We start from the raw sequence: 18,881 nt of genomic DNA on the forward strand, positions 1-18,881 counted from the left end.
CTTACCGTCTCACTTTCCGGCAGTGCAGTTTGATGCTTTTGCGCTTGAAATTCATGTGATCTACTGAAAGAATATCGTACAGCTCGTCCTGAAACTGGACCCGGTAGCCCGTGGAAGTAATCACAGCGGACTGCCTGCACCATCGGATAGTGAAATCAATGGTGGAATCGTCCACCACCATCCCGGCATCGGTCATTTCCTTGCCGCCCTCGGCACTAACTGTGGCATAACATGTGTAGTAGGGTTGCCATTCACTTCTATGGTTGCCGATAGCATCTACTGTCACCGTGTTTTTGCTGATGTGAATGCGTACATTCATCAATTCAATCTTCATCAGAATCCCTCCCGTCGGATTCCAAACAGCAATGCCCGAAGTGTAAGAGTTAACTGATGATGGTCGGCCTCTTCCCGGTGTTCGTACAGATATGCCACAGCATACATGACTGCAATCCGAGCATCCGGTTCCGCTTCAAAGGCATCGATATCTGTTATCCGGGCCACATCCATGCAAAGCTTTTCACACGAGGAAATCAGATGTTCCAGAAGTATATCATCATCAGGAAAATCAACACGCAGATAGCTTTTTATTTCATCCAGCGTTACAAGCATTGCTTATCACCTCAATTCTACAAAGCAGACATTGCTACTCATAATTACAGAGTAACACCAGAGCTGTTCTGGATTATTCAGATTTCAGTTTGAGAATCTGAACAGCTTCCGGCAGGATCAGCTTTCCATCCACACGTTCCTTGGCAACATAGCCAATCATGCCGTTACCGGCAAAGAGTTCGGTCAGCTGCTTGAAGGAGCGGGTGCCACGGTCACCAATGTTGTAATAACTGTAGTCGCCGAAAGCAATGGCATTTTCCGGCACATATTCGGAGGTATGGACGCTGTAGCCCAGAATGCGGTCAGGTTCACCCGCCTGGTAGGAAGGCTGCCAGAGGTAGGCTCCGTTGTTGTCCTTGAACTTGCGGATCTGAGACACGGTCTTGTCGTTCATGATGAAAGAAGCGTTCTTGCGGTAGGGGCGCTTCAGAGCGTAGACCAGTGACAGCACATCGTCGCACTTGAGCGCGGCAGAAAGTGTACCGGCCACCTGACCGCCGCCGACCTCCGCAAACAGGCCCAAGGGCTGGCCAACACCGCTTCCGTTGAGGAAGGCATCCTCCTCGGCATTGGCCAGCGCCTTGCCGAACTGCTCGATGATGTAGCTTTCCAGATTGAAGGCATTGTCATAGAGAAGTTCCTCGGTCACCTTAATGGCAACGTGCAGTTTGTGGGCATCCAGCAGAATCTGAGCGAAAGTAGCATCAGTGAACTGGAGCGCACCGCCTTCCTCGATCCACGCGGCGGCGGGCTTGGTTGCTGCGATGTTGATCTTGTGCTCACCGGAAGTGGTGATCACATGGCCAAGGCGGCGCATGATGTTCTCCTCGGACAGGGTCTGAATCAGTCTGCGGTCATACTCTTCGGGAACGAGGTAGCCGCCGTCCGCGTCCACACCTTCCTGCAGGACATTGCTGACCTGACGAAAGTTGGTGCGCAGGGCAGTCAGCATTCCCTTGCGGTATTCATCGGATGCACGCCCAGTCTTTGCTTCCGGTTGCTTGCTGCATGCAGGCTTGGAAATAAGCGGTGTGTTTACGGGCTTGTTGAGCTCAGCCTCCATCGCCTCCTGACGTTCCAATCGTGCGATCTCCTTGCCTAGGTCAACGATGTCCTGCTCCATGCGTGTGTAGGTCGCATCATCCTCGGCGGTCAGGGTACCCTTTTCAGTGCGGTGGGATTCCAGAAACGCCTTGGCGGCATTCCATGTGGTGTTGCGCTTCTCGCGCAGTTCCTGAATCGTCATAGTAAAATCCTCCTTAAGGTTTCATTAGGTTGAGCCGCTCCATGAGGTCATCCACGAAGCGTTCCGGTTTGATGAGTTTCTTTTCGATGCGGCACTTTGCCGCCAGCTTGTCCATCAGGTGATTGGTAACCGCCGCCCGTGAGAACAGCATCGGTCCGGTAGCGTAATTCTCTGTGCCAGTGTCTGCCGGACGGGTCATAATCTCATCGGCAAAACCAAGATCCACAGCGGTGTGGGCATCCATCCAGGTTTCCGAATCCATGAGGTGCGACAGCTTGGTGCGGCTCATCCCTGTCTTGATTTCATAGGCATTGATGATGGATTCCTTGACCTCGTCCAGCATGGCGATGGCTTTCTGCATTTCTGTCGAATCACCAAACGCTGCCGTGGAAGGGTAAGGTAGGAAAGTGCCGCCTTGCTACATTTCTGTAGTAGGTTTGCACAGTCCCCCTTCCAAACCGGACGTACCCGTCTCCGAGTATCCGGCTTTCCATTCTAATTACTGACGATTAACAAAAAGTCTTATTGTGTATCTTGTTATGGCAAGTTTCGCACACGATTAAAGTTTTCCTGCGGATAGAACGCATTTTCCGCTCCCACGCAGATTTCCCCTTGAGTGCCTTAAGGCTTTGAACGTGATGCACTACAACTGGTTCGCTGTCGCATCCGCATAACTCGCAAATTCCAGCATTCAGCCTGTTCTTTATCTCGTTTTGCTTCGATACACTCTTAGGAACGGCATCGACATTATCCAGCTTGGCTTTACGGCTCTTTCGGATATCCGTCATGTTGAGAAAGATAAGCGTTTTTGTGCCTGTCTTAGTCTCATACGGGACACCCCATCGTTTGCCCGTCCGCCTGTCGCCTCTTGCTTTTGCCATAGTTGTTTGGTGCTTGCTTGCCAAGGTTTTCAGACAACTGTATTCCATGATATAAACGAAATAATCCAGCTTCGGGAAGTTGCTTGCCATCCGATAGTAGTTGCAGATTCCCCGCATCTGTGAATTGTAGGTTGAGACAATTTCAAAGTCGCTTCTGTTTCGCAATCCTTTCGTGGCTATCGGAACAATCCTGCCATCGGCAGTCCTGACCCCGTACCCGTTGCTAATCAGAAATTCTTCAATTTTATCCTTCAACGGAGCATTCAGCATGACCGTCCCATTTAACGTCCTCTGCTTGACCCCGTCACTCCTGCGCTTCAGTTCCTGCGACCTTCGGACACTTACGTCATATCCCAGAAATCTTGCTGACTCTGAACTGTGTGTTATCTTGGTTTTTTCATCCGAAAGTTCCAGCTTCAGTTCAGCTGCCAAAAAATCCTTCAGTTCAGCCTTGATTTCCACACAATCCTCTTTTGAGCCTACCACCCCTATCAGAAAATCATCCGCATACCTGACGTAGCAGATACGCTTGTTATTGTCCTGATATACTGGTATCTTGACGCGCTGACGTTTCAGTTCCACCTCTTCGGCTATCCACTTTTCACGGTCTGGGGAATCAGGGTTATTCTTACTCTTCCTATGCAGCGTGCTGATTCTGTGGCATATTCCGCCGTATTCCTCGGTATATTTCTTGGGTTCATTGCTGTCGAACCGTTGCTTTATCTCCGCAACTTTCTTATCCAATTCGTGCAAGTATATATTTGCAAGAATTGGGGAAAGTATGCCGCCCTGTGGCGTGCCGCTGTAGGTCTGGAAATACTTCCATTCCTCCATATAGCCAGCTTTCAGGAAAGCACCTATCAGGTTAATCAGCTTTGAGTCCTTGACTTTTTTCGAGAGAATATTCAGCAACACCTTATGGTCGATATTGTCAAAACACCCTTTGATATCGCCTTCTATGAACCATTTTGTTCCGTTAAATCCGTACTTTATCCTGTCAAATGCTGTGTGACAGCTCCTGCCAGGTCTGAATCCGTGCGAATCGTCACTGAATATAGGCTCATAAATCGCTTCCAGTATCTGCCTTATGGCATCCTGTATAAGCTTGTCTCGAAATGATGGTATTCCCAGAGGACGCAGTTTTCCGTTGTGCTTCGGAATGTAGATTCTCCGCACTGGTTTCGGGCTATATTCCAGATTTCTCAATGACTCGATAATATCTGAAACATATTTAGCACCGAATCCGTCCGCTGTATCGTCATCTGTACCTTTTGTTGACGCTCCTGCGTTAGCGTATAAGTTTTTATAGGCAGTGAAATAAATATCCTCTCTGAGAAGATATCTGTACAACCTCGTAAACACGCCGTCAGTATGCGACTTAGAACTTTCTGCTATTCGTTCCAAAATATCCGATGTTGGATTCATTGAGGCTTCTCCTCCCTTTCATCTTCTTATTTTGAATCGTTAGAACTGTCCCCCTTCGCCGTGTAGTGGGTGTTCCCACCTCAGACTACTATGGGGACTCCGTTGCCATATCAGATATTCAGTACCTGTGTACATAGCTTTATAAGCATTCTGACTTAGGCAATCTCCAGTTAACGTTTCTGCTTGGTATAAGGATTGTCGGATGTGCTTTAGACCTTTCGGCTGGTTCTCCAGCTTGTGGGACAGCATTACAGTTACCCACGCCGACCACAACCCTATCGGCTGGCGCTGTCCACGGGATATTAGATTCCGTTTCCCGTTCCAATGATAATGGACACTGTATCTCGCATTCACTATTACAAGTTCATCCTCATATCCTCTTGTCATTGCAGTTCAGTAGTGCCTTGGAATCTTTGGCAACTTACCGCTTTCCCACCGTGCTATGTTCCCGTGTCAGCTTTCGCCTTTCGGTTAGGTGGGTTGACTTCCCCGTAACTGTGGGGAACAGGTACCATTAACCTGCTATCAGAAACGCCCTATCTGGACGCACATTATGAACCATCATCATAGAGACCGGAGATACCAGAACCTTGCTACCTGCCATTGCGATAACCGAAGCTGCTGAAGCTGCGATGCCGTCAATCTTTACGGTCACGCTGCCTCTGTAATCCATGAGCATATTGTAGATTTGGGCCGCAGCCACACAGTCGCCGCCGGGGCTGTTGATCCAGACCGTGATGTCACCGCTCCCGGCATTCAGTTCCTCCCGGAACAGTTGGGGCGTGATATCATCGTCAAACCAGCTTTCCTCGGCGATGGTGCCGTTCAGCGTGAGAACCCGCTGCTCCGGTTCCGTTTCCGTCTGAGCCTGATTCATCCAGTTCCAAAACTTCTTCATTTACGTTTTCCTCCTTTCCCGCAAAGATTCCCGCATCCTGCAGCTTGGTCATGTTCCCGTTGATGAGATATAGGTCTCCACCAAGTTCGGCAGGAATGCGGTCCAGGTTTTCCAGTTCCCGGATGTCGTTGGCGGACATCCAGCCATTCTGCCTGGCGGTGGCGTAGCCGTTCATCCGGCTCTGGTAGTCTCCGCGCAGCAGTCCATCCACGTTAAATTTCACAAAATAATCAGCCTTTTCTGTATCCGAAAGCAATGCCCGGTTGATGGACTGTTCCCAGCGGACGATCCACGGTTCCAGCGTGTACTTCACGAATTCCAGCGATTGCTGCTCAATATTAGAAAAGCTCGACTTCTCCAAGTCGCCGACCATGTGGGGCGGTACTCGGAAGATTCGAGCAATTTCATCAATCTGAAATTTTCGGGTCTCCAAAAACTGCGCCTGTTCCGGTGAAATGGAGATGGGTGTGTACTTCATGTAGAGTAGGCAAGTGCCGCCTTGCACTGTTTCCAGTGTAGGTTTGCACAAGCCTCTCTCCAAACCGTGCTTACACCTCTCGATGTACACGGCTTTCCATTTATGCTATGACGAATGATGGATTTTCTTATGGCATTCTTTACATACGACCAATGTTTTCCGCTTTCTTGCAATCATCGCCATTTCCCATTGCTCTTTTCCTTTGAGATTTTTCATCTTATTGACATGATGAATCTCAAAGTTAATTCCATCGCCTTCCGCACCGCATAATTCACATTTGCAAGCCTTCAACCGTGCTTCAAGAGAATTTCTCGTGTTGAAATGTATATGGTTTTTAACAGTATCAACACTGGGCTTGTCATATACAGCACCCTTTTTGAAATCAGAGAATTTCACAATCATCATGCGCTTTTTCTCTTTCTTCGTTTCATAAGGTATGCCCCATGATTTGCCGCACTTGAACATTTTCTTTACAGCAGATATACGGGTTTTGTGTTTCTTGGCAAGTGTTTTCAGGCAACTATATTCCATCAGATAGACAAAATACGTCAGCTTTGAAAAATTGCTGGCAATACTGTAATAATTACAGATTCCACGGGTCTGCGAGTTATAGGTATCTACAATTTCAAGGTCTGTAAGACCTGCCATCGAGTTTCGTTGCCACGGAATGAGACTGCTGTCCTTGCTCTGAATTACAATCTCACGGTCGTACATAAACTTCTCAATCCTCTCCATAGGAATAAGCAATTCCACTGAATTATTGAGTGTCCTCTGCACAACTCCATTGGCTTTTCTTTTGGATTCCTGACACCTGCGCACATTGATGTCATATCCCAGAAAATGAGCATTCTCGGAACTGTGTGTGATTTTTGTTTTCTCATCAGACAGTTCCAGTTTCAATTTTGTTGCTACAAATTGCGTAAGTGCCTGCTTTATACGCTCCGCATCTTCACGGCTTCCGCTGACACCGATAATAAAGTCATCGGCATAGCGTACATAGGCAATTTTCTTGTCAGAAGCGTCCTTGTAAGGCAATCTGCGCTTTTCTACTTCAAGTTTATGAATCTGCTTCAGCAGTTCCTTCTTTTCCGTTTCATCAGCACATTCGCCGTAACGCTTTCTCAATTTGACAATCTCCCTGACCTTTTTGCCGTATGCTGGCGTATAGGCATATCTGGCAGGAGTGTTGAACTCGTTCTGCATGGCTTCAATTTTTTTATCCAATTCATGCAGATAAATGTTGGCAAGAATGGGGGAAAGTATGCCACCCTGCGGAGTTCCGCTGTATGTCTTGTGATACTCCCAATTTTCCATGTAGCCTGCTTTCAGAAACTTTCCTATCAGATTTATGAACTTGCTGTCCTTAATCTTTTCGGAAATTAGACTCAACAGAACTGTATGGTTGATATTGTCAAAGCACCCCTTAATATCGCCTTCAACAAACCATTTTGTACTACGGAATGACCGGCTTATTTCTTTCAGCGCTGTATGACAGCTTCTATTCGGTCTGAATCCGTGCGAATGGGCACTGAAAACAGGCTCATAGATTGCTTCCAAAATCTGCCTTACTGCATCCTGTACCAGTTTGTCTCTGAATGACGGAATGCCCAACGGACGCATTTTACCGTTGCGCTTGGGAATGTAAATACGTTTTACTGCTTTAGGCTCGTAGGTCAGGTTTTTCAATTCCTCAATAATCTGATTCACATATTCCTTCCCAAAACCGTCGGCTGTATCGTTATCTACGCCCTCAGTACCTGCGCCCTTGTTTGCATAAAGGTTCTTGTATGCGGTCATATAGATATCCTCTCGCAAAAGATACCTGTAGAGCCGCGTGTAGATACCATCTGAATGCTCTTCAGAATTTCTGTACATTCGTTCCAAAATTTCAGATTGATGTTGTATAATTTTAGTTGACAACTGATTCTCAAGGATTAAAAATATAATCAAGAGAAAAAGGAGACAACAACGATGCCACAAAACAGAACCTATGATATGGAATATAAAGTACAAGCAGTTAAACTGGCGTTGGAAATTGGTACAACGAAGGCAGCCAAAGAACTTGGTATTCCAGCGAACACCCTGCATACATGGATGCGTCAGTACCGTCTGGGCAACTTGAGCCTGGGAGCCGGCACACAGACACCGCAAAGAGCCATGACTCTGAGTGAAGAAATTCAGCTGCTTCGCAAACAGGTGAAAGAGCAGAACAAGGAAATCAAACGCCTCAGAGAAGAAAATGAATTTCTGGAGGAAGCCAGCGCTTTTTTGCCGCGAGCCGTCGGAGGTCTGCAAGAACGAAAGAATGAAATTCATTGCCTTGAAAACCAACGATGGCCAGAACACGGGGAAAATCGCATTCTACTGTAAGTCGCTCCATGTCAGCAGGCAGGGGTTCTACAAATATCTGAAGGCCCAGACTCGCCCATGGAAGTATCAGGATTTGGCTGATGCCATGCTGGAGATCCTTGCAGAAGACGAATGCAACGATACTTACGGTCGAATCCGCATGTATCAGGCTTTACGTCTGAAACAGCCACAGGGCGTGCAAATTCCAAGTGAACGGACGGTATACCGGATCATGGAGGAACTGGGTATCAGCCACACACCAAGGCGCAAGCCCAATGGCATTACCAGAGCAGATAAGGAAACTCGTAAATCCGATGATCTGCTAAGACGCAATTTTGACGCAGACAAACCACTAACGAAGTGCGTTACGGATATTACTGAAGTCAAAGGAAAAGATGGAAAGCTATATGTATCCGCTGTCTTTGACTGCTACGATTCCTGTGTTCTGGGGCTTGCAATGGATACCAACATGAGAGCATCCCTGTGTGTTCAGACGCTGAAGAATGCCCATGATGCCTGCCACGATCTGCGTGGCGTTATCATTCACAGTGACAGAGGAGCACAATATACCAGTCAGGAGTATCGGGCAGCCATCGGCCGATATGGAATCCTTCAGAGTATGAACAGTGCTGGTGGAAGATGCCATGATAATGCACGCTGCGAAAGCATGTGGGCCAGAATGAAGGTTGAACTACTTTATGGACGTTACAACACCGAAAAGATGACCATTGATGAACTCAAGACGATGATTTGGAGATTCTTTATCGGGTATTGGAATAACCGCCGTATCTGTTCCAGAAATGGCGGGCTGCCTCCGATGGTAAAGCGCCAGAGATACTATCATTCCCTAAAGAAAGCTGCTTAGCAAATCCTTGAGCAAAATGTGTCAACTGATCTTGACAACTTCAGATGTTGGTTTCATTGAGGCTTCTCCTCCCTTTCATCTTTCCTTTTGAAGTTGCATAAACTGCGTTCCTTCGCCATGTAAGAGCCATTAACTCTCTCGGACTACTACGAACGCTCCGTACCCATGGGCGGTATTCAAGTCCTGTAGACTATAGCCTTGCGGCATCCGCCTTTAGGGTATCCCCAGTTAGCGTCATTGCTTGGTATATTCGGATTGTCGGTTCCGCTTTAGACCCTTTAACACAGGTTCTCCTGCTCGTGCCGTGACATTTGCAATCATGCTGCCTTTGAAGGACGTAAAGACAGCCAGTCACGGAATGGGTAACAGGCTAATTTCCCAATCCCCCTCGGAAATGGACACTCAAGTCTCGCGTTCAGTAGATAACTTAAACCTCATATCCGATTGTTGTGGCGGTTCAGTCGTACCCTTTAGCCTTTGGGTAACTTACCGCTTTCCTGTCGTGCTATGTTCCCGTATTGGCTTTCACCTTGCGGTAAGACAGGTCAACTCACCCATGATTGTGGGTGGTAGTACCAAACTCTACTATCAATGACGCCCCTCTGGGCGCACTCCGTCTTCCAGCACAGCAATCTTGTGAGAGTTATTGCCGGAAAATCCTTTGTTCCAGCTCTCACGGATAGCATCCGGGTTTTTGACTGTGCCGGGATATTCCAACAGGCCGCCGGGAGTCGCGCCGTTAGCGAAGAACTTCGCTCCGTATTCCTCACAAGCGATTGCCATACCGATGGCATTCTTGGCCATGGCGATTGGCGAATAACCAACCAATCCGTCAAAGCCCAGCCCTGGAATATGCAGCACATCGGACGGCTTCAAAATCACCATTCCATCCTTCATGGTCTGCGCGTCAGAATCCTGTACCTGGTACTGGTAGTAGAGATGGCCCATATCGTCCCGGTCAACGGTCATGCGGTTTGGCATCAACGGATATAGAGCGACGACTTCTCCTTTTCCATTGCGAATGATCTGTGCGTAAGCATTTCCCCACAGAAGAAGATGTGTCATTAAAGTTTCCCGGAACACAAAGCTGGTCATTTCTGGGTTCGGCTCATCATGGAGAATGCGGTACAGTGGATGCTTCAGCGCCTTTTCTTTGCTGCCATCATCCCGGTACTGATACAGATGCACAGGCAGACCGGCAATGGCTTCAGACAGGATACGCACGCAGGCGTAGACAGCGGTCATCTGCATGGCAGATCGTTCATTTACTGGTTTGCCTGAGGTCGACTGACCGAGAAAGAAGCGGTAGGAACTGCCGTTGGTGCTGTTAGTGGGCTTATCCCGTGAGCGGAACAGGCCAGAAAAGATTCCCATATAAAAATTACTCCCTCCCAAATGGCATAAGAAAAGCGCCTACCTTTCGATAGACGCTTTTGTGTTGGTGTATCAATTTTAATCCTGTAGCATTTGTAAATAGGTGTCCAGTCGTTCGTTCACATATCCTGCAAAGAGCTTCTCCATTGCGGAGAGGTCATGCTTCACATGGTATTCATCAAACGCATTGTAGTAGGCGATGCGGTCGGTGAACTTGATGTCAATCGGCGGATATCCGGCCTTCATCAGTTCCAGGTTGACCAGCAATCGCCCGGTTCTGCCGTTACCGTCGATAAAAGGATGGATGCCCTCAAATTCAATATGGAATCGAGCCAGCTTAGTAATGATATGCTCCGTGCTGCTTCCGTAGTCAATCATTAACTGCTCCATCTTTGGCTGTATCAGATAGGGCTGAACTGGCTCATGTTGAGCGCCCATGATATGAACTGGAACGCGGCGATAAACGCCACGGTCATCCTTTTTGTCCGCAAGCACCAGATAATGAATCTGTTTAATGATGCTCTCGCTCATGGGTACTTGTTCTTTTACCAGCTCGCGAACATAGTCAAAGGCCTCTTTATGGCCGACCGCCTCCATATGATCTTTCAACGGTTTCTGGTCAATGGTCAGGCCGCGCAAAACCAAGTCGGTTTCACGAAGCGTCAGCGTGTTCCCCTCGATAGCATTGGAGTTGTAGGTAAATTCTACCGTAAACTCCTCATTGAGCCGTGCAACTTCGCCTTCTGTCAGAGGGCGTCTGGAATCCAGTTCGATTTTCTTGCGGTCAATCATTTCCAGCAGGCTTTCGCTGGATTTATACCTGCCATCGGCTGGCTTCACTGCATCCACCGGGATCTTCCATGCGCGGCCTTGCCGATAGGCTCCGGAGATTTTTCCCTCAGAGCACAGAATCCTAACACGTCTGTCTGAAATGCCCCATTTTTTTGCAGCTTCATTTACGGACATGAACATAAATAACCCTCCAATCTACCGATATTATACCCTGTTGTCGGAATAATATCAAGCGAATCGGAACGATGCTAACCAGATTATCGGAACAATACAAGTGTGAATGACTTCAAAGAAATAGGATGCCTCTCTCATCATAAACAGAGGCCCCCGCATCGTTGCCACAGCGAATCGCTCTGTCCAGCCCCATGATGGTGGCAATGGCACCGTCAATCTTTTCCGTGGATTTTTCTTTATCTGCTTTGATATTCCCGGCCGGGTCGGTGCGGATAAAAATATTATCCATCATCCAGCGCAGCACCGGATGTCCACCATGAGCCAATTTTTGCTCTAGTGTCAGCTTCATCAGTTCTTTGGTCGGAGGCGACATATCCTTGAAGCCCTGGCCGAAGGGCACGACCGTAAAGCCCATGCCCTCCAGATTTTGCACCATCTGGACAGCACCCCAGCGGTCAAAGGCAATTTCACGAATATTAAACCGTTCCCCCAGTTGCTCGATGAATTTTTCGATATAGCCGTAATGTACGACATTGCCCTCAGTGGTTTGAAGAAATCCTTGTCTTTCCCATACATCGTATGGAACATGATCGCGCCGGACACGCAGGTCGAGAGTTTCCTCCGGTATCCAGAAATATGGGAGAATGACATACTTGTCGTCCTCATCCTGCGGTGGAAATACCAACACAAAAGCCGTAATGTCTGTAGTGGAAGATAGGTCGAGACCGCCATAGCAGACGCGGCCCTCCAAGTCATCCTCATTGACTTTGAAGGAGCAGGCATCCCATTTCTCCATCGGCATCCAGCGGACAGCCTGCTTCACCCATTGGTTCAAACGGAGCTGACGGAAAGAGTTCTCTTCACCGGGATTCTGCTTCGCCGATTCACAGGCAGCCTTTACCTTGTCAATTCCCACTGTAATGTCGAGGGATGGATTTGCTTTCTTCCAAACCTTCGGATCCGTCCAGTCATCCGATTCCTCCGCACCGTAAATTACGGGATAAAAAGTTGGGTCAATCTTCCTGCCCTCCAGAATATCCTTGGCCTTCTGATGTGTTTCATAACAGATGGAGTTGGTATCCGTCCCCGCTGTAGTAATCAGAAAGTAAAGCGGCTGCATCCGGGCATCGCCGGAGCCTTTGGTCATAACATCAAACAGCTTCCGATTCGGCTGGGTATGCAGTTCATCAAACACCACGCCGTGAATGTTGAATCCGTGCTTGGAATACGCCTCCGCAGATAACACCTGATAGAAGGAGTTGGTCGGCGTGTAAATGATCCGCTTCTGAGATGCCAATATTTTGACCCTCTTATTCAGCGCTGGACACATCCGCACCATATCTGCCGCTACGTCAAAAACGATGGTGGCCTGCTGGCGGTCAGCTGCGCAGCCATATACCTCGGCACGTTCCTCGCCGTCCCCGCAGCATAAAAGCAGGGCAACCGCAGCTGCAAGCTCCGATTTTCCCTGCTTCTTTGGAATTTCAATATAGGCGGTATTAAACTGGCGGTATCCATTCGGCTTGAGTATACCGAAAATGTCGCGGATAATCTGTTCCTGCCAGTCAATCAGTTCGAAGGGCTTTCCTGCCCAGGTTCCTTTTGTGTGACAGAGACATTCAATGAAGGAAACAGCATAATCCGCCGTCTCCTTGCTATACACGGAGTCCTTTGCTTTGAACTTCGTCGGCTTGTATTTTTTCAGTTTTCGCACATTTCTCACCTCCGAATGGCACAAAAAGCAGCCGCTTTTCAGCGACTTCTGTGACGAGATACAGAGCCAATCGGCTCCGTATCCGGGAAAATTCATTTTTGGTAGTTATAAGCGATTTTCTATGTCTTGGAGTCATGGAACAGAAAAGTCTGTTTCGTCATCCAGAAGGGCGAGAGCGAGTCGAAATCCCGTTTTCAGGCCATCGATATAATAGCCCTCGGAGGTAAGCGCAGTAACCGTAATCTGTGCAGAAATAAGTCTTTCGAGAGAATCCATCCCCTTCTGGCTGAGCATAGCACGAAGCTGTGCTTCTTCGTTAACCAAGCATTCCGCTGCTTTTCCATACTCTGCGCTGCGTTGAAAGCTTTCCTCGTTTGGATGTATATTGCCGTAGAAGAAGTCCTCCAGAATCTTATGCTTCATCCAAATCACCGACCTTCCGACAGCGGTCAACACCATAGATGACATTCAATCCAGAGCCGTTATCCCAGTGCACCATAAGGCTGCCACTATCATCTACACCGTATACGGTGCCCATCGTACCAACTGGAGGAGCCTGAGCATCCTCCAGCCGGATCAGCTCCACCCGTGTGCCAGACGGATAGATCTGACGCAGGTACTCAACAATAGCCTTATTGGGAAATTGCATGTTCAGATGCCTCCTTTGCAGCAGGAGCACCGCTCCGAAATGCGGAACTGCCGGTCAGGTTCTTGAGCAGAATTTTACGGTAGACCTTATACTCGTTACCAATAAAGCCCAATCGCAGAAGAAAGCAGCGGAAAGCATACTTTTCATTATCGGCAGGCTTCTCCGTAGCGGTGACACGTTTGGCGTTCTTTGCCATCGCGCACAGGTTGACAATAAAGTGCATATATGCCTGCGTGGTGTCTTCATCAAAGGTTCCCTGAAACCAAGGGAAGGAAACACGGGTATCGGTCACTTCGATCGCTAAGTTGTCGGTTCCCAGAGCTTTCTTAATAAGGCCCTGCTTGCTGTCGATTAGCTTCCTCAGGTTTGCAAGGCTGTTTTCTGTGAAGCCGTCCAACGGCATGGAAACCACAAGGCTGTCGCTCTTCTCAGCAGCAGTGTCGGTCTCCTGAGCAACTTCTTCGGTGTCTGCGGTCAGTTCTTCGGGAAGGGCCTCGGCAGTAAAGCCGGCGCTCTCCAGAGCCTCCAGAACCCTACGAATGGTTTCGATGTCAGTACGTTCATCGGCAATCAAAGTTCCATCCTTACTTACAGTCAGATTATCGATGACATATGCGCAGGTGGGCATGAATTTGTACACTGCTTTCATACCAATGATGTTGGAAATGATTCCGACCATATTCTTGCGATCGCTGCCAGTAACGTTAAATCTGATTTCCATAGTGAAATCCTCCTTTGTGTTTTCCCCTTTGGGGTAGTCACATATTCGCTCTAAAGGCACACGATAGCAAGGAGATCGTCCGAAAACGAAGAAAAATGGCGTAGAAAATACCGCCAGGGTATTGTCTACAACTGACAAACCGGCGGCGACAGCGATTATTTGCTTATTTGGCCTGTAGGTGGGCCAATTTCAAAAGGAAAAGGCCTCTATCAGGCCATAACCATATCCATGACCCCGTTTACACCGAGGAGATTTACCACCCTTCGGAAATTATAGGCAAGGAAAGAAAGCGCGGTTTCAGCAGCCACCTTCACTTTCCCCTTTGTAAGAAGGTAACCGGCACCGTGCCATCTCTTCACAGTTCCATATGGATGTTCAACTATGGTGTTTCGCTTTCGTAAGTGCTGCTGGTTAGGATAGAATCGTAGAATCACCCATTCGTCCCACGAGCTTTCTTCCTCGGATAACGTGATCGCTTTGAACCGATGATTTGTTTTTCGAACGATCTTGTTTTCTCTGGCTTTGGCATAAAAGTTTTCGTCTTTCCGTGTTTCGCCCTCTTTGAACGAGATGATTCGCCTTTTACCCAGTGTGCATTTGTTGGGGCATTTGGAGCAGGCCGAGAGCCTGTGATACCTACGGATGGTTGGATCCTTTTTACCGTTTGGTTGTCCGGGGCCGGCATAAAACAGGGTCTGCCCCATCGGGCAGATTACGATATCCTTTTCAATATCGCGTTTAAAATACGCCTGTAACGGCGAATCCCGTTTTACTTCTACAGGCACCGTTTCTAATCCGCCCATTGCTTTCATTTCTGCGTATGAAACCAATTCTCCGGTTTCTTTATCAAGATACAAACTGCTTCCTTTTTCCCTGCGTTTCACGACTTCCAGTTCTACATCATCCCGATGCAGAACCTCAGGCAACACACCGTCAGATATGCACTGAAGAAGTGTGTCCTTGTCTTTTGAAGAAAGTATTTCTTCGGTTACTTCTGCGTCGGTTTTCTTGAATCGGAACAGCCTGCTTTTCTCGCCCTTGTTGGGATGCGTTGTAGGCGTATCTCCATTCAACAGGCATTGCAGGATTTCTTTATCATTGCTATATCCCCTATCTGCGATACCTTCAAGGTTTTCTACCCCAAGCGCGGCTTTGGATCCATTGATGCCATCTTCAAGAAGATTCCAATCTGTGCATTCGCTTGTTACATCATAATGGACAATCAGATGATTATCCGATTCTACTGCGGTCTGCACATTGAAGCTGGGACGAATACCATCTCTCGTTTTCATCAGGCGGCTTTCCGGATCGGTGGTACAGATGTGATTTTCTCCGCTGTTTTCCATTTGCACCAGTGCTTCGGTGAGCTGGATTTTCCGTCGTTCCAAATAATCCAGAACCCTTGTGATATCTTCTTTTTTCAATGCACCCGGCTTGGATTCGGCAGCGTCTATTTCATCCAGCTCTTTCATGTACCGGCTGATCTTTTCTTCAACATCCAGAAGAACCTTCTTCGCATTGCTGCTGACATAACTTTTATTATCAGCATTTACGGCACGGAATTTTGACCCATCAATTACTACAGATTCATGCGAAAGCAGCCCTGCTTTGTTGCACAGCTTCACGAAAGCTTTGAATACTTCCCTAATTGCTTTCGCGTTGTCTTTTCTAAAATCCGCTATACAGCGAAAATCCGGAACAATCTTCTTCAACAGCCACATAAGTTCCACATTTCTTCCGGCTTCCTTCTGCAGCCGACGGGATGAACGAATGTGATTCAGATAGCCATACATATACAGCTTCAGCATATCGCGGGGATCATATCCAGGCCGACCTTCCTTGGCCGGTTCTGCCTTGAATCCCATAGTTCCTATATCAAGAGAATCAATAAATACGTCTATTGCACGCACTTCATTATCCGCGCTGACATAGTCATCGAGGGTGTCAGGCAGAAGCACTATCTGATTGCGATCAGCTCCCTGAATATATCCCATAACCGCGCCCTCCGTTGTGGTTTTATTGCAATTATTATACCATATCTTGTAGTTCTATACCATTCTTTCCTCTAGTTTTCGGACAGTCTGCCAGCTGTTTCTGTCCGAATTTCCGCCAAATATGTGCGTTTTGTGTTGTGTACTCTACACAGTTGTGCCATACCGGACAGCTTTTCTCACTCTGTTCCGGCTTCCACGGTTGCAAGCTCATCAAACCGCAGCTTCTGCCCATCTCGAATGACAAAAATATTCTCATCTGGTGTTTCGTTTTTTCGGTATTCTTGAAAATACTGATAATATCGTTTGACGATGACATCCATAAATTTCGGGTCAAGCTCCATGCCCCTGCACACACGGTCGGTTTCCTCACAGGCGATCAGTGTAGAGCCGGAGCCAAGGAACGGGTCAAGCACAATGCCATTGGTCATGGTGCTGTTGCGGATGGGATAGCTCATCAGTCCCACAGGCTTCATGGTGGGATGATCTTTATTGGACTTCGGCCGGTCGTACTCCCAGATGGTTGTCTGCTTCCGGTCGGAATACCACTGATGTTTTCCGCCCTGCTTCCAGCCATAGAGACAGGGCTCATGCTGCCACTGATACGGTGACCGCCCGAGCACCAGCGAGTTTTTCTTCCAGATACAACACCCGGACAGATAAAAGCCCGCATCTTTGAACGCCCTGCGGAAGTTCAGCCCCTCAGTATCTGCATGGAACAGATAAATCGAGCCGTCATTGGCGAGGTATTCATGCATTTGCCGAAAGGCGGCAAACAGGAATTCATAAAACTCCGTGTCTCCCATGTTGTCATTCAGAATCTTCCCGGCAGTTTCCTCCACATCCACGTTGTACGGCGGGTCGGAAAGTACGAGATTTGCCTTCACTCCATCCATCAGGACAGCATAGCTCTCCGGAAGCATGGCATCGCCGCAGAGCACGCGATGCCGCCCGAGTGTCCACAGGTCGCCCGGTTTGGAGAACACCGGCTGTTTCAGCTCGGATTCCACATCGAAGTTGTCCTCTTCAACCTCCCGGCTGTGCACCCTGTTGAACAGCGTCTCAATCTCCGGTGGGTCAAAGCCTGTCTTGCCGACATCAAAGTCACTGTTTTCAATGTCCTGCAACAACTCTGCCAGCAGATTGTCATCCCATGCGCCGGTGATTTTGTTGAGCGCGATGTTCAGCGCCTTTTCCCTCACCTTGTCAACATCCACTACCGCGCAGGGCACTTCGGTATAGCCCAGGTCAACGGCAACCGTCAGCCGCTGATGCCCGCCGATAATTGTCATATCCGCATTGACCACAAGCGGGTCGGCAAACCCAAATTCTTCGATGGACTGCCTGATTTTTTCGTACTCTTTATCCCCCGGCTTCAGCTTTTTCCGGGGATTGTATGCCGCCGGTTTGAGTACATGAACCGGCAGGATTTTCAGTTCAGCTGTTTTGCGCATTGATGTTCTCCTTCTTGTTTTCTGTTGGGCGGCGTGCAGACCGGCCACAGTTTGCGCAGGCATGGCTGCAATAGATTCGCAATTTGCCGTATTCCCGGCTGGCGAGAAATTCCTTCCCGCAGACCGGGCACACGGCTTTTCGCACGGACTTCCAATGCTCCGGCATCGGGTGGTGATTCCACCACAGCCTCCGGCATGTGTCGGAGCAGAATTTTCTGTGCCTGCCTGTCCGGTTCTGCACAATGGCTCTGCCACACTGCGGGCAGAACTGATGCACCACGCCATCCAGAAATTTCTGTTTGTTTTGTTCCATCGTGTTTCCCCTTGATGCTTCATCTTGCAGCGAAACCCCTGTGCTTTTTGCGAAAATCTGGAAAAAACGTCCTGAAAATGACGGGATTTTCACGCATCACTTTCATCGGGCGTATCTGTTGGGAAAAGAATCCTCCGTTTGTTGTTTTCTTCTTTCATTCCAAACAAAATCACATGGAATGTCTGCAATTTCAGAAGGAATGCCTGATTTTATTTCCTGTTTCGTCCTGTTTCAGTCGAAATACAAATGCTTCCCGCATGCTCCCGATTTGCTGCTTTCCTTCTGCGCTGGGATTGTCAGACCCCCGGGCTGTCAAATTCGCGGTTTTGCACGTTTGAGGGGGCGCCGGTCTTGCTGTTTGCATGCCACAGAGATTCAGACCTCCCCCGGGATACAAAAATTCAATAGTGGTAAACCGGATATCTGTCCTCTGTCATCGTTTTTCTGTCGTGACATTGCTTGCAGAGGCTTTGCCAGTTCGTCCGATCCCAAAACAGCTTTGGATCACCGCGGTGTGGCACGATGTGGTCAACCACAGTGGCTCTGGTGTATCTCCCCTGTTTCATGCAGATAACACACAGTGGATGCGCCTGCAAATATGCCCTGCTCGCCTTCTGCCACCGGCTGCCATAGCCGCGTTTGGATGCTGACCGCACCTCTTCCGGATGCAGTGCCCGGTGTTTTGCACAGTATTTCTGTCCGTACGGAACCAAGGCCGGACAGCCGGGATGTTTGCAGGGTATATCTGGTCTGTATGGCATCTGTTTTCTCCTCTTCCACTAAGTGTAGCAATACGTAGCAGGTTTTTTCTATTCTTTCTCACGTGAGAAGAATATAAGAAAATTACGGTTTGCACCGGCAACCAGCCGCTACAACGGCGGTTTCTCCCCCTATGCCCTGTCAATCCTCCGGAATGATGCCGTCTTCTTCCGCCATGCGTAGCAACAC

At 48.4% G+C, this 18,881-nt stretch carries 16 protein-coding genes and 4 pseudogenes; 2 read left to right on the top strand and 18 right to left on the bottom strand.

Annotated elements, in window-relative coordinates; all coding sequences use genetic code 11:
• Position 1: 1 nt before the first annotated feature.
• The 8 genes and pseudogenes from ACLM7Z_RS11970 to ltrA form a co-directional block, all read right to left on the bottom strand.
• Positions 2 to 334, bottom strand: coding sequence for a phage head closure protein (locus ACLM7Z_RS11970; RefSeq protein WP_435645180.1), 333 nt, complete (start codon positions 332 to 334; stop codon positions 2 to 4).
• Positions 334 to 609 carry a head-tail connector protein gene (locus ACLM7Z_RS11975; RefSeq protein WP_435645181.1) on the bottom strand — a complete coding sequence of 92 codons (276 nt, stop codon included), beginning with the start codon at positions 607 to 609 and terminating at the stop codon, positions 334 to 336. The genes ACLM7Z_RS11970 and ACLM7Z_RS11975 overlap by 1 nt, the downstream gene beginning before the upstream one ends.
• Before the next feature lie 73 nt (positions 610 to 682).
• Positions 683 to 1,855 (bottom strand): phage major capsid protein, encoded by a 1,173-nt coding sequence (locus tag ACLM7Z_RS11980; RefSeq protein ID WP_435645182.1) that lies wholly within the window; start codon positions 1,853 to 1,855, stop codon positions 683 to 685.
• A gap of 13 nt (positions 1,856 to 1,868) precedes the next feature.
• Positions 1,869 to 2,237 (bottom strand): annotated as a pseudogene (locus tag ACLM7Z_RS11985) (ATP-dependent Clp protease proteolytic subunit); the annotation flags it as partial.
• Between the two features lie 127 nt (positions 2,238 to 2,364).
• Complete coding sequence (locus ACLM7Z_RS11990; RefSeq protein WP_087017951.1) at positions 2,365 to 4,161, bottom strand: reverse transcriptase/maturase family protein; 1,797 nt, start codon at positions 4,159 to 4,161, stop codon at positions 2,365 to 2,367.
• Between the two features lie 550 nt (positions 4,162 to 4,711).
• Positions 4,712 to 5,059: pseudogene (locus ACLM7Z_RS11995) on the bottom strand (ATP-dependent Clp protease proteolytic subunit); the annotation flags it as partial.
• Positions 4,956 to 5,537: pseudogene (locus tag ACLM7Z_RS12000) on the bottom strand (phage portal protein); the annotation flags it as partial. The pseudogenes ACLM7Z_RS12000 and ACLM7Z_RS11995, both read right to left, overlap by 104 nt.
• A gap of 105 nt (positions 5,538 to 5,642) precedes the next feature.
• Positions 5,643 to 7,334 carry a group II intron reverse transcriptase/maturase gene (ltrA, locus tag ACLM7Z_RS12005; RefSeq protein WP_435645183.1) on the bottom strand — a complete coding sequence of 564 codons (1,692 nt, stop codon included), beginning with the start codon at positions 7,332 to 7,334 and terminating at the stop codon, positions 5,643 to 5,645.
• Positions 7,335 to 7,508: 174 nt separating this feature from the next.
• Here ltrA and ACLM7Z_RS12010 point away from each other — a divergent pair, with 174 nt between their 5' ends.
• Together ACLM7Z_RS12010 and ACLM7Z_RS12015 are read left to right on the top strand one after the other, a co-directional pair.
• Entirely contained in the window at positions 7,509 to 7,907 is a 399-nt protein-coding gene (locus ACLM7Z_RS12010) for a transposase (RefSeq protein ID WP_435645184.1), read from the top strand.
• Positions 7,843 to 8,751 carry an IS3 family transposase gene (locus ACLM7Z_RS12015; protein ID WP_435644970.1) on the top strand — a complete coding sequence of 303 codons (909 nt, stop codon included), beginning with the start codon at positions 7,843 to 7,845 and terminating at the stop codon, positions 8,749 to 8,751. Before ACLM7Z_RS12010 ends, ACLM7Z_RS12015 begins: the two co-directional genes overlap by 65 nt.
• 606 nt (positions 8,752 to 9,357) lie before the next feature.
• Here ACLM7Z_RS12015 and ACLM7Z_RS12020 read toward each other — a convergent pair.
• The 10 genes and pseudogenes from ACLM7Z_RS12020 to ACLM7Z_RS12065 form a co-directional block, all read right to left on the bottom strand.
• Positions 9,358 to 10,125: pseudogene (locus ACLM7Z_RS12020) on the bottom strand (phage portal protein); the annotation flags it as partial.
• A 78-nt stretch (positions 10,126 to 10,203) separates the two neighbouring features.
• Positions 10,204 to 11,091, bottom strand: coding sequence for a Fic family protein (locus ACLM7Z_RS12025; RefSeq protein WP_435645185.1), 888 nt, complete (start codon positions 11,089 to 11,091; stop codon positions 10,204 to 10,206).
• A 112-nt stretch (positions 11,092 to 11,203) separates the two neighbouring features.
• Positions 11,204 to 12,805, bottom strand: a complete 1,602-nt coding sequence (locus tag ACLM7Z_RS12030; RefSeq protein ID WP_435645186.1) for a terminase large subunit — start codon at positions 12,803 to 12,805, stop codon at positions 11,204 to 11,206.
• A 132-nt stretch (positions 12,806 to 12,937) separates the two neighbouring features.
• Positions 12,938 to 13,228, bottom strand: coding sequence for a DUF6809 family protein (locus ACLM7Z_RS12035; protein WP_435645187.1), 291 nt, complete (start codon positions 13,226 to 13,228; stop codon positions 12,938 to 12,940).
• Positions 13,218 to 13,454, bottom strand: a complete 237-nt coding sequence (locus tag ACLM7Z_RS12040) for a DUF4314 domain-containing protein (RefSeq protein WP_435645188.1) — start codon at positions 13,452 to 13,454, stop codon at positions 13,218 to 13,220. The genes ACLM7Z_RS12035 and ACLM7Z_RS12040 overlap by 11 nt, the downstream gene beginning before the upstream one ends.
• Complete coding sequence (locus ACLM7Z_RS12045) at positions 13,438 to 14,175, bottom strand: virulence protein (RefSeq protein WP_435645189.1); 738 nt, start codon at positions 14,173 to 14,175, stop codon at positions 13,438 to 13,440. Before ACLM7Z_RS12045 ends, ACLM7Z_RS12040 begins: the two co-directional genes overlap by 17 nt.
• A 209-nt stretch (positions 14,176 to 14,384) precedes the next feature.
• Complete coding sequence (locus tag ACLM7Z_RS12050) at positions 14,385 to 16,169, bottom strand: transposase (protein ID WP_435645190.1); 1,785 nt, start codon at positions 16,167 to 16,169, stop codon at positions 14,385 to 14,387.
• 176 nt (positions 16,170 to 16,345) lie between these two features.
• Positions 16,346 to 17,620: a site-specific DNA-methyltransferase gene (locus tag ACLM7Z_RS12055; protein WP_435645191.1), complete on the bottom strand. Its 1,275-nt coding sequence runs from the start codon at positions 17,618 to 17,620 to the stop codon at positions 16,346 to 16,348.
• Entirely contained in the window at positions 17,604 to 17,933 is a 330-nt protein-coding gene (locus tag ACLM7Z_RS12060) for a hypothetical protein (RefSeq protein ID WP_435645192.1), read from the bottom strand. Before ACLM7Z_RS12060 ends, ACLM7Z_RS12055 begins: the two co-directional genes overlap by 17 nt.
• A gap of 401 nt (positions 17,934 to 18,334) precedes the next feature.
• Positions 18,335 to 18,694 carry an HNH endonuclease gene (locus ACLM7Z_RS12065; RefSeq protein ID WP_435645193.1) on the bottom strand — a complete coding sequence of 120 codons (360 nt, stop codon included), beginning with the start codon at positions 18,692 to 18,694 and terminating at the stop codon, positions 18,335 to 18,337.
• Between the last annotated feature and the right edge of the window lie 187 nt (positions 18,695 to 18,881).

This window comes from Butyricicoccus porcorum (assembly GCF_051246315.1).
GTDB lineage: Bacteria > Bacillota > Clostridia > Oscillospirales > Butyricicoccaceae > Butyricicoccus_A > Butyricicoccus_A porcorum.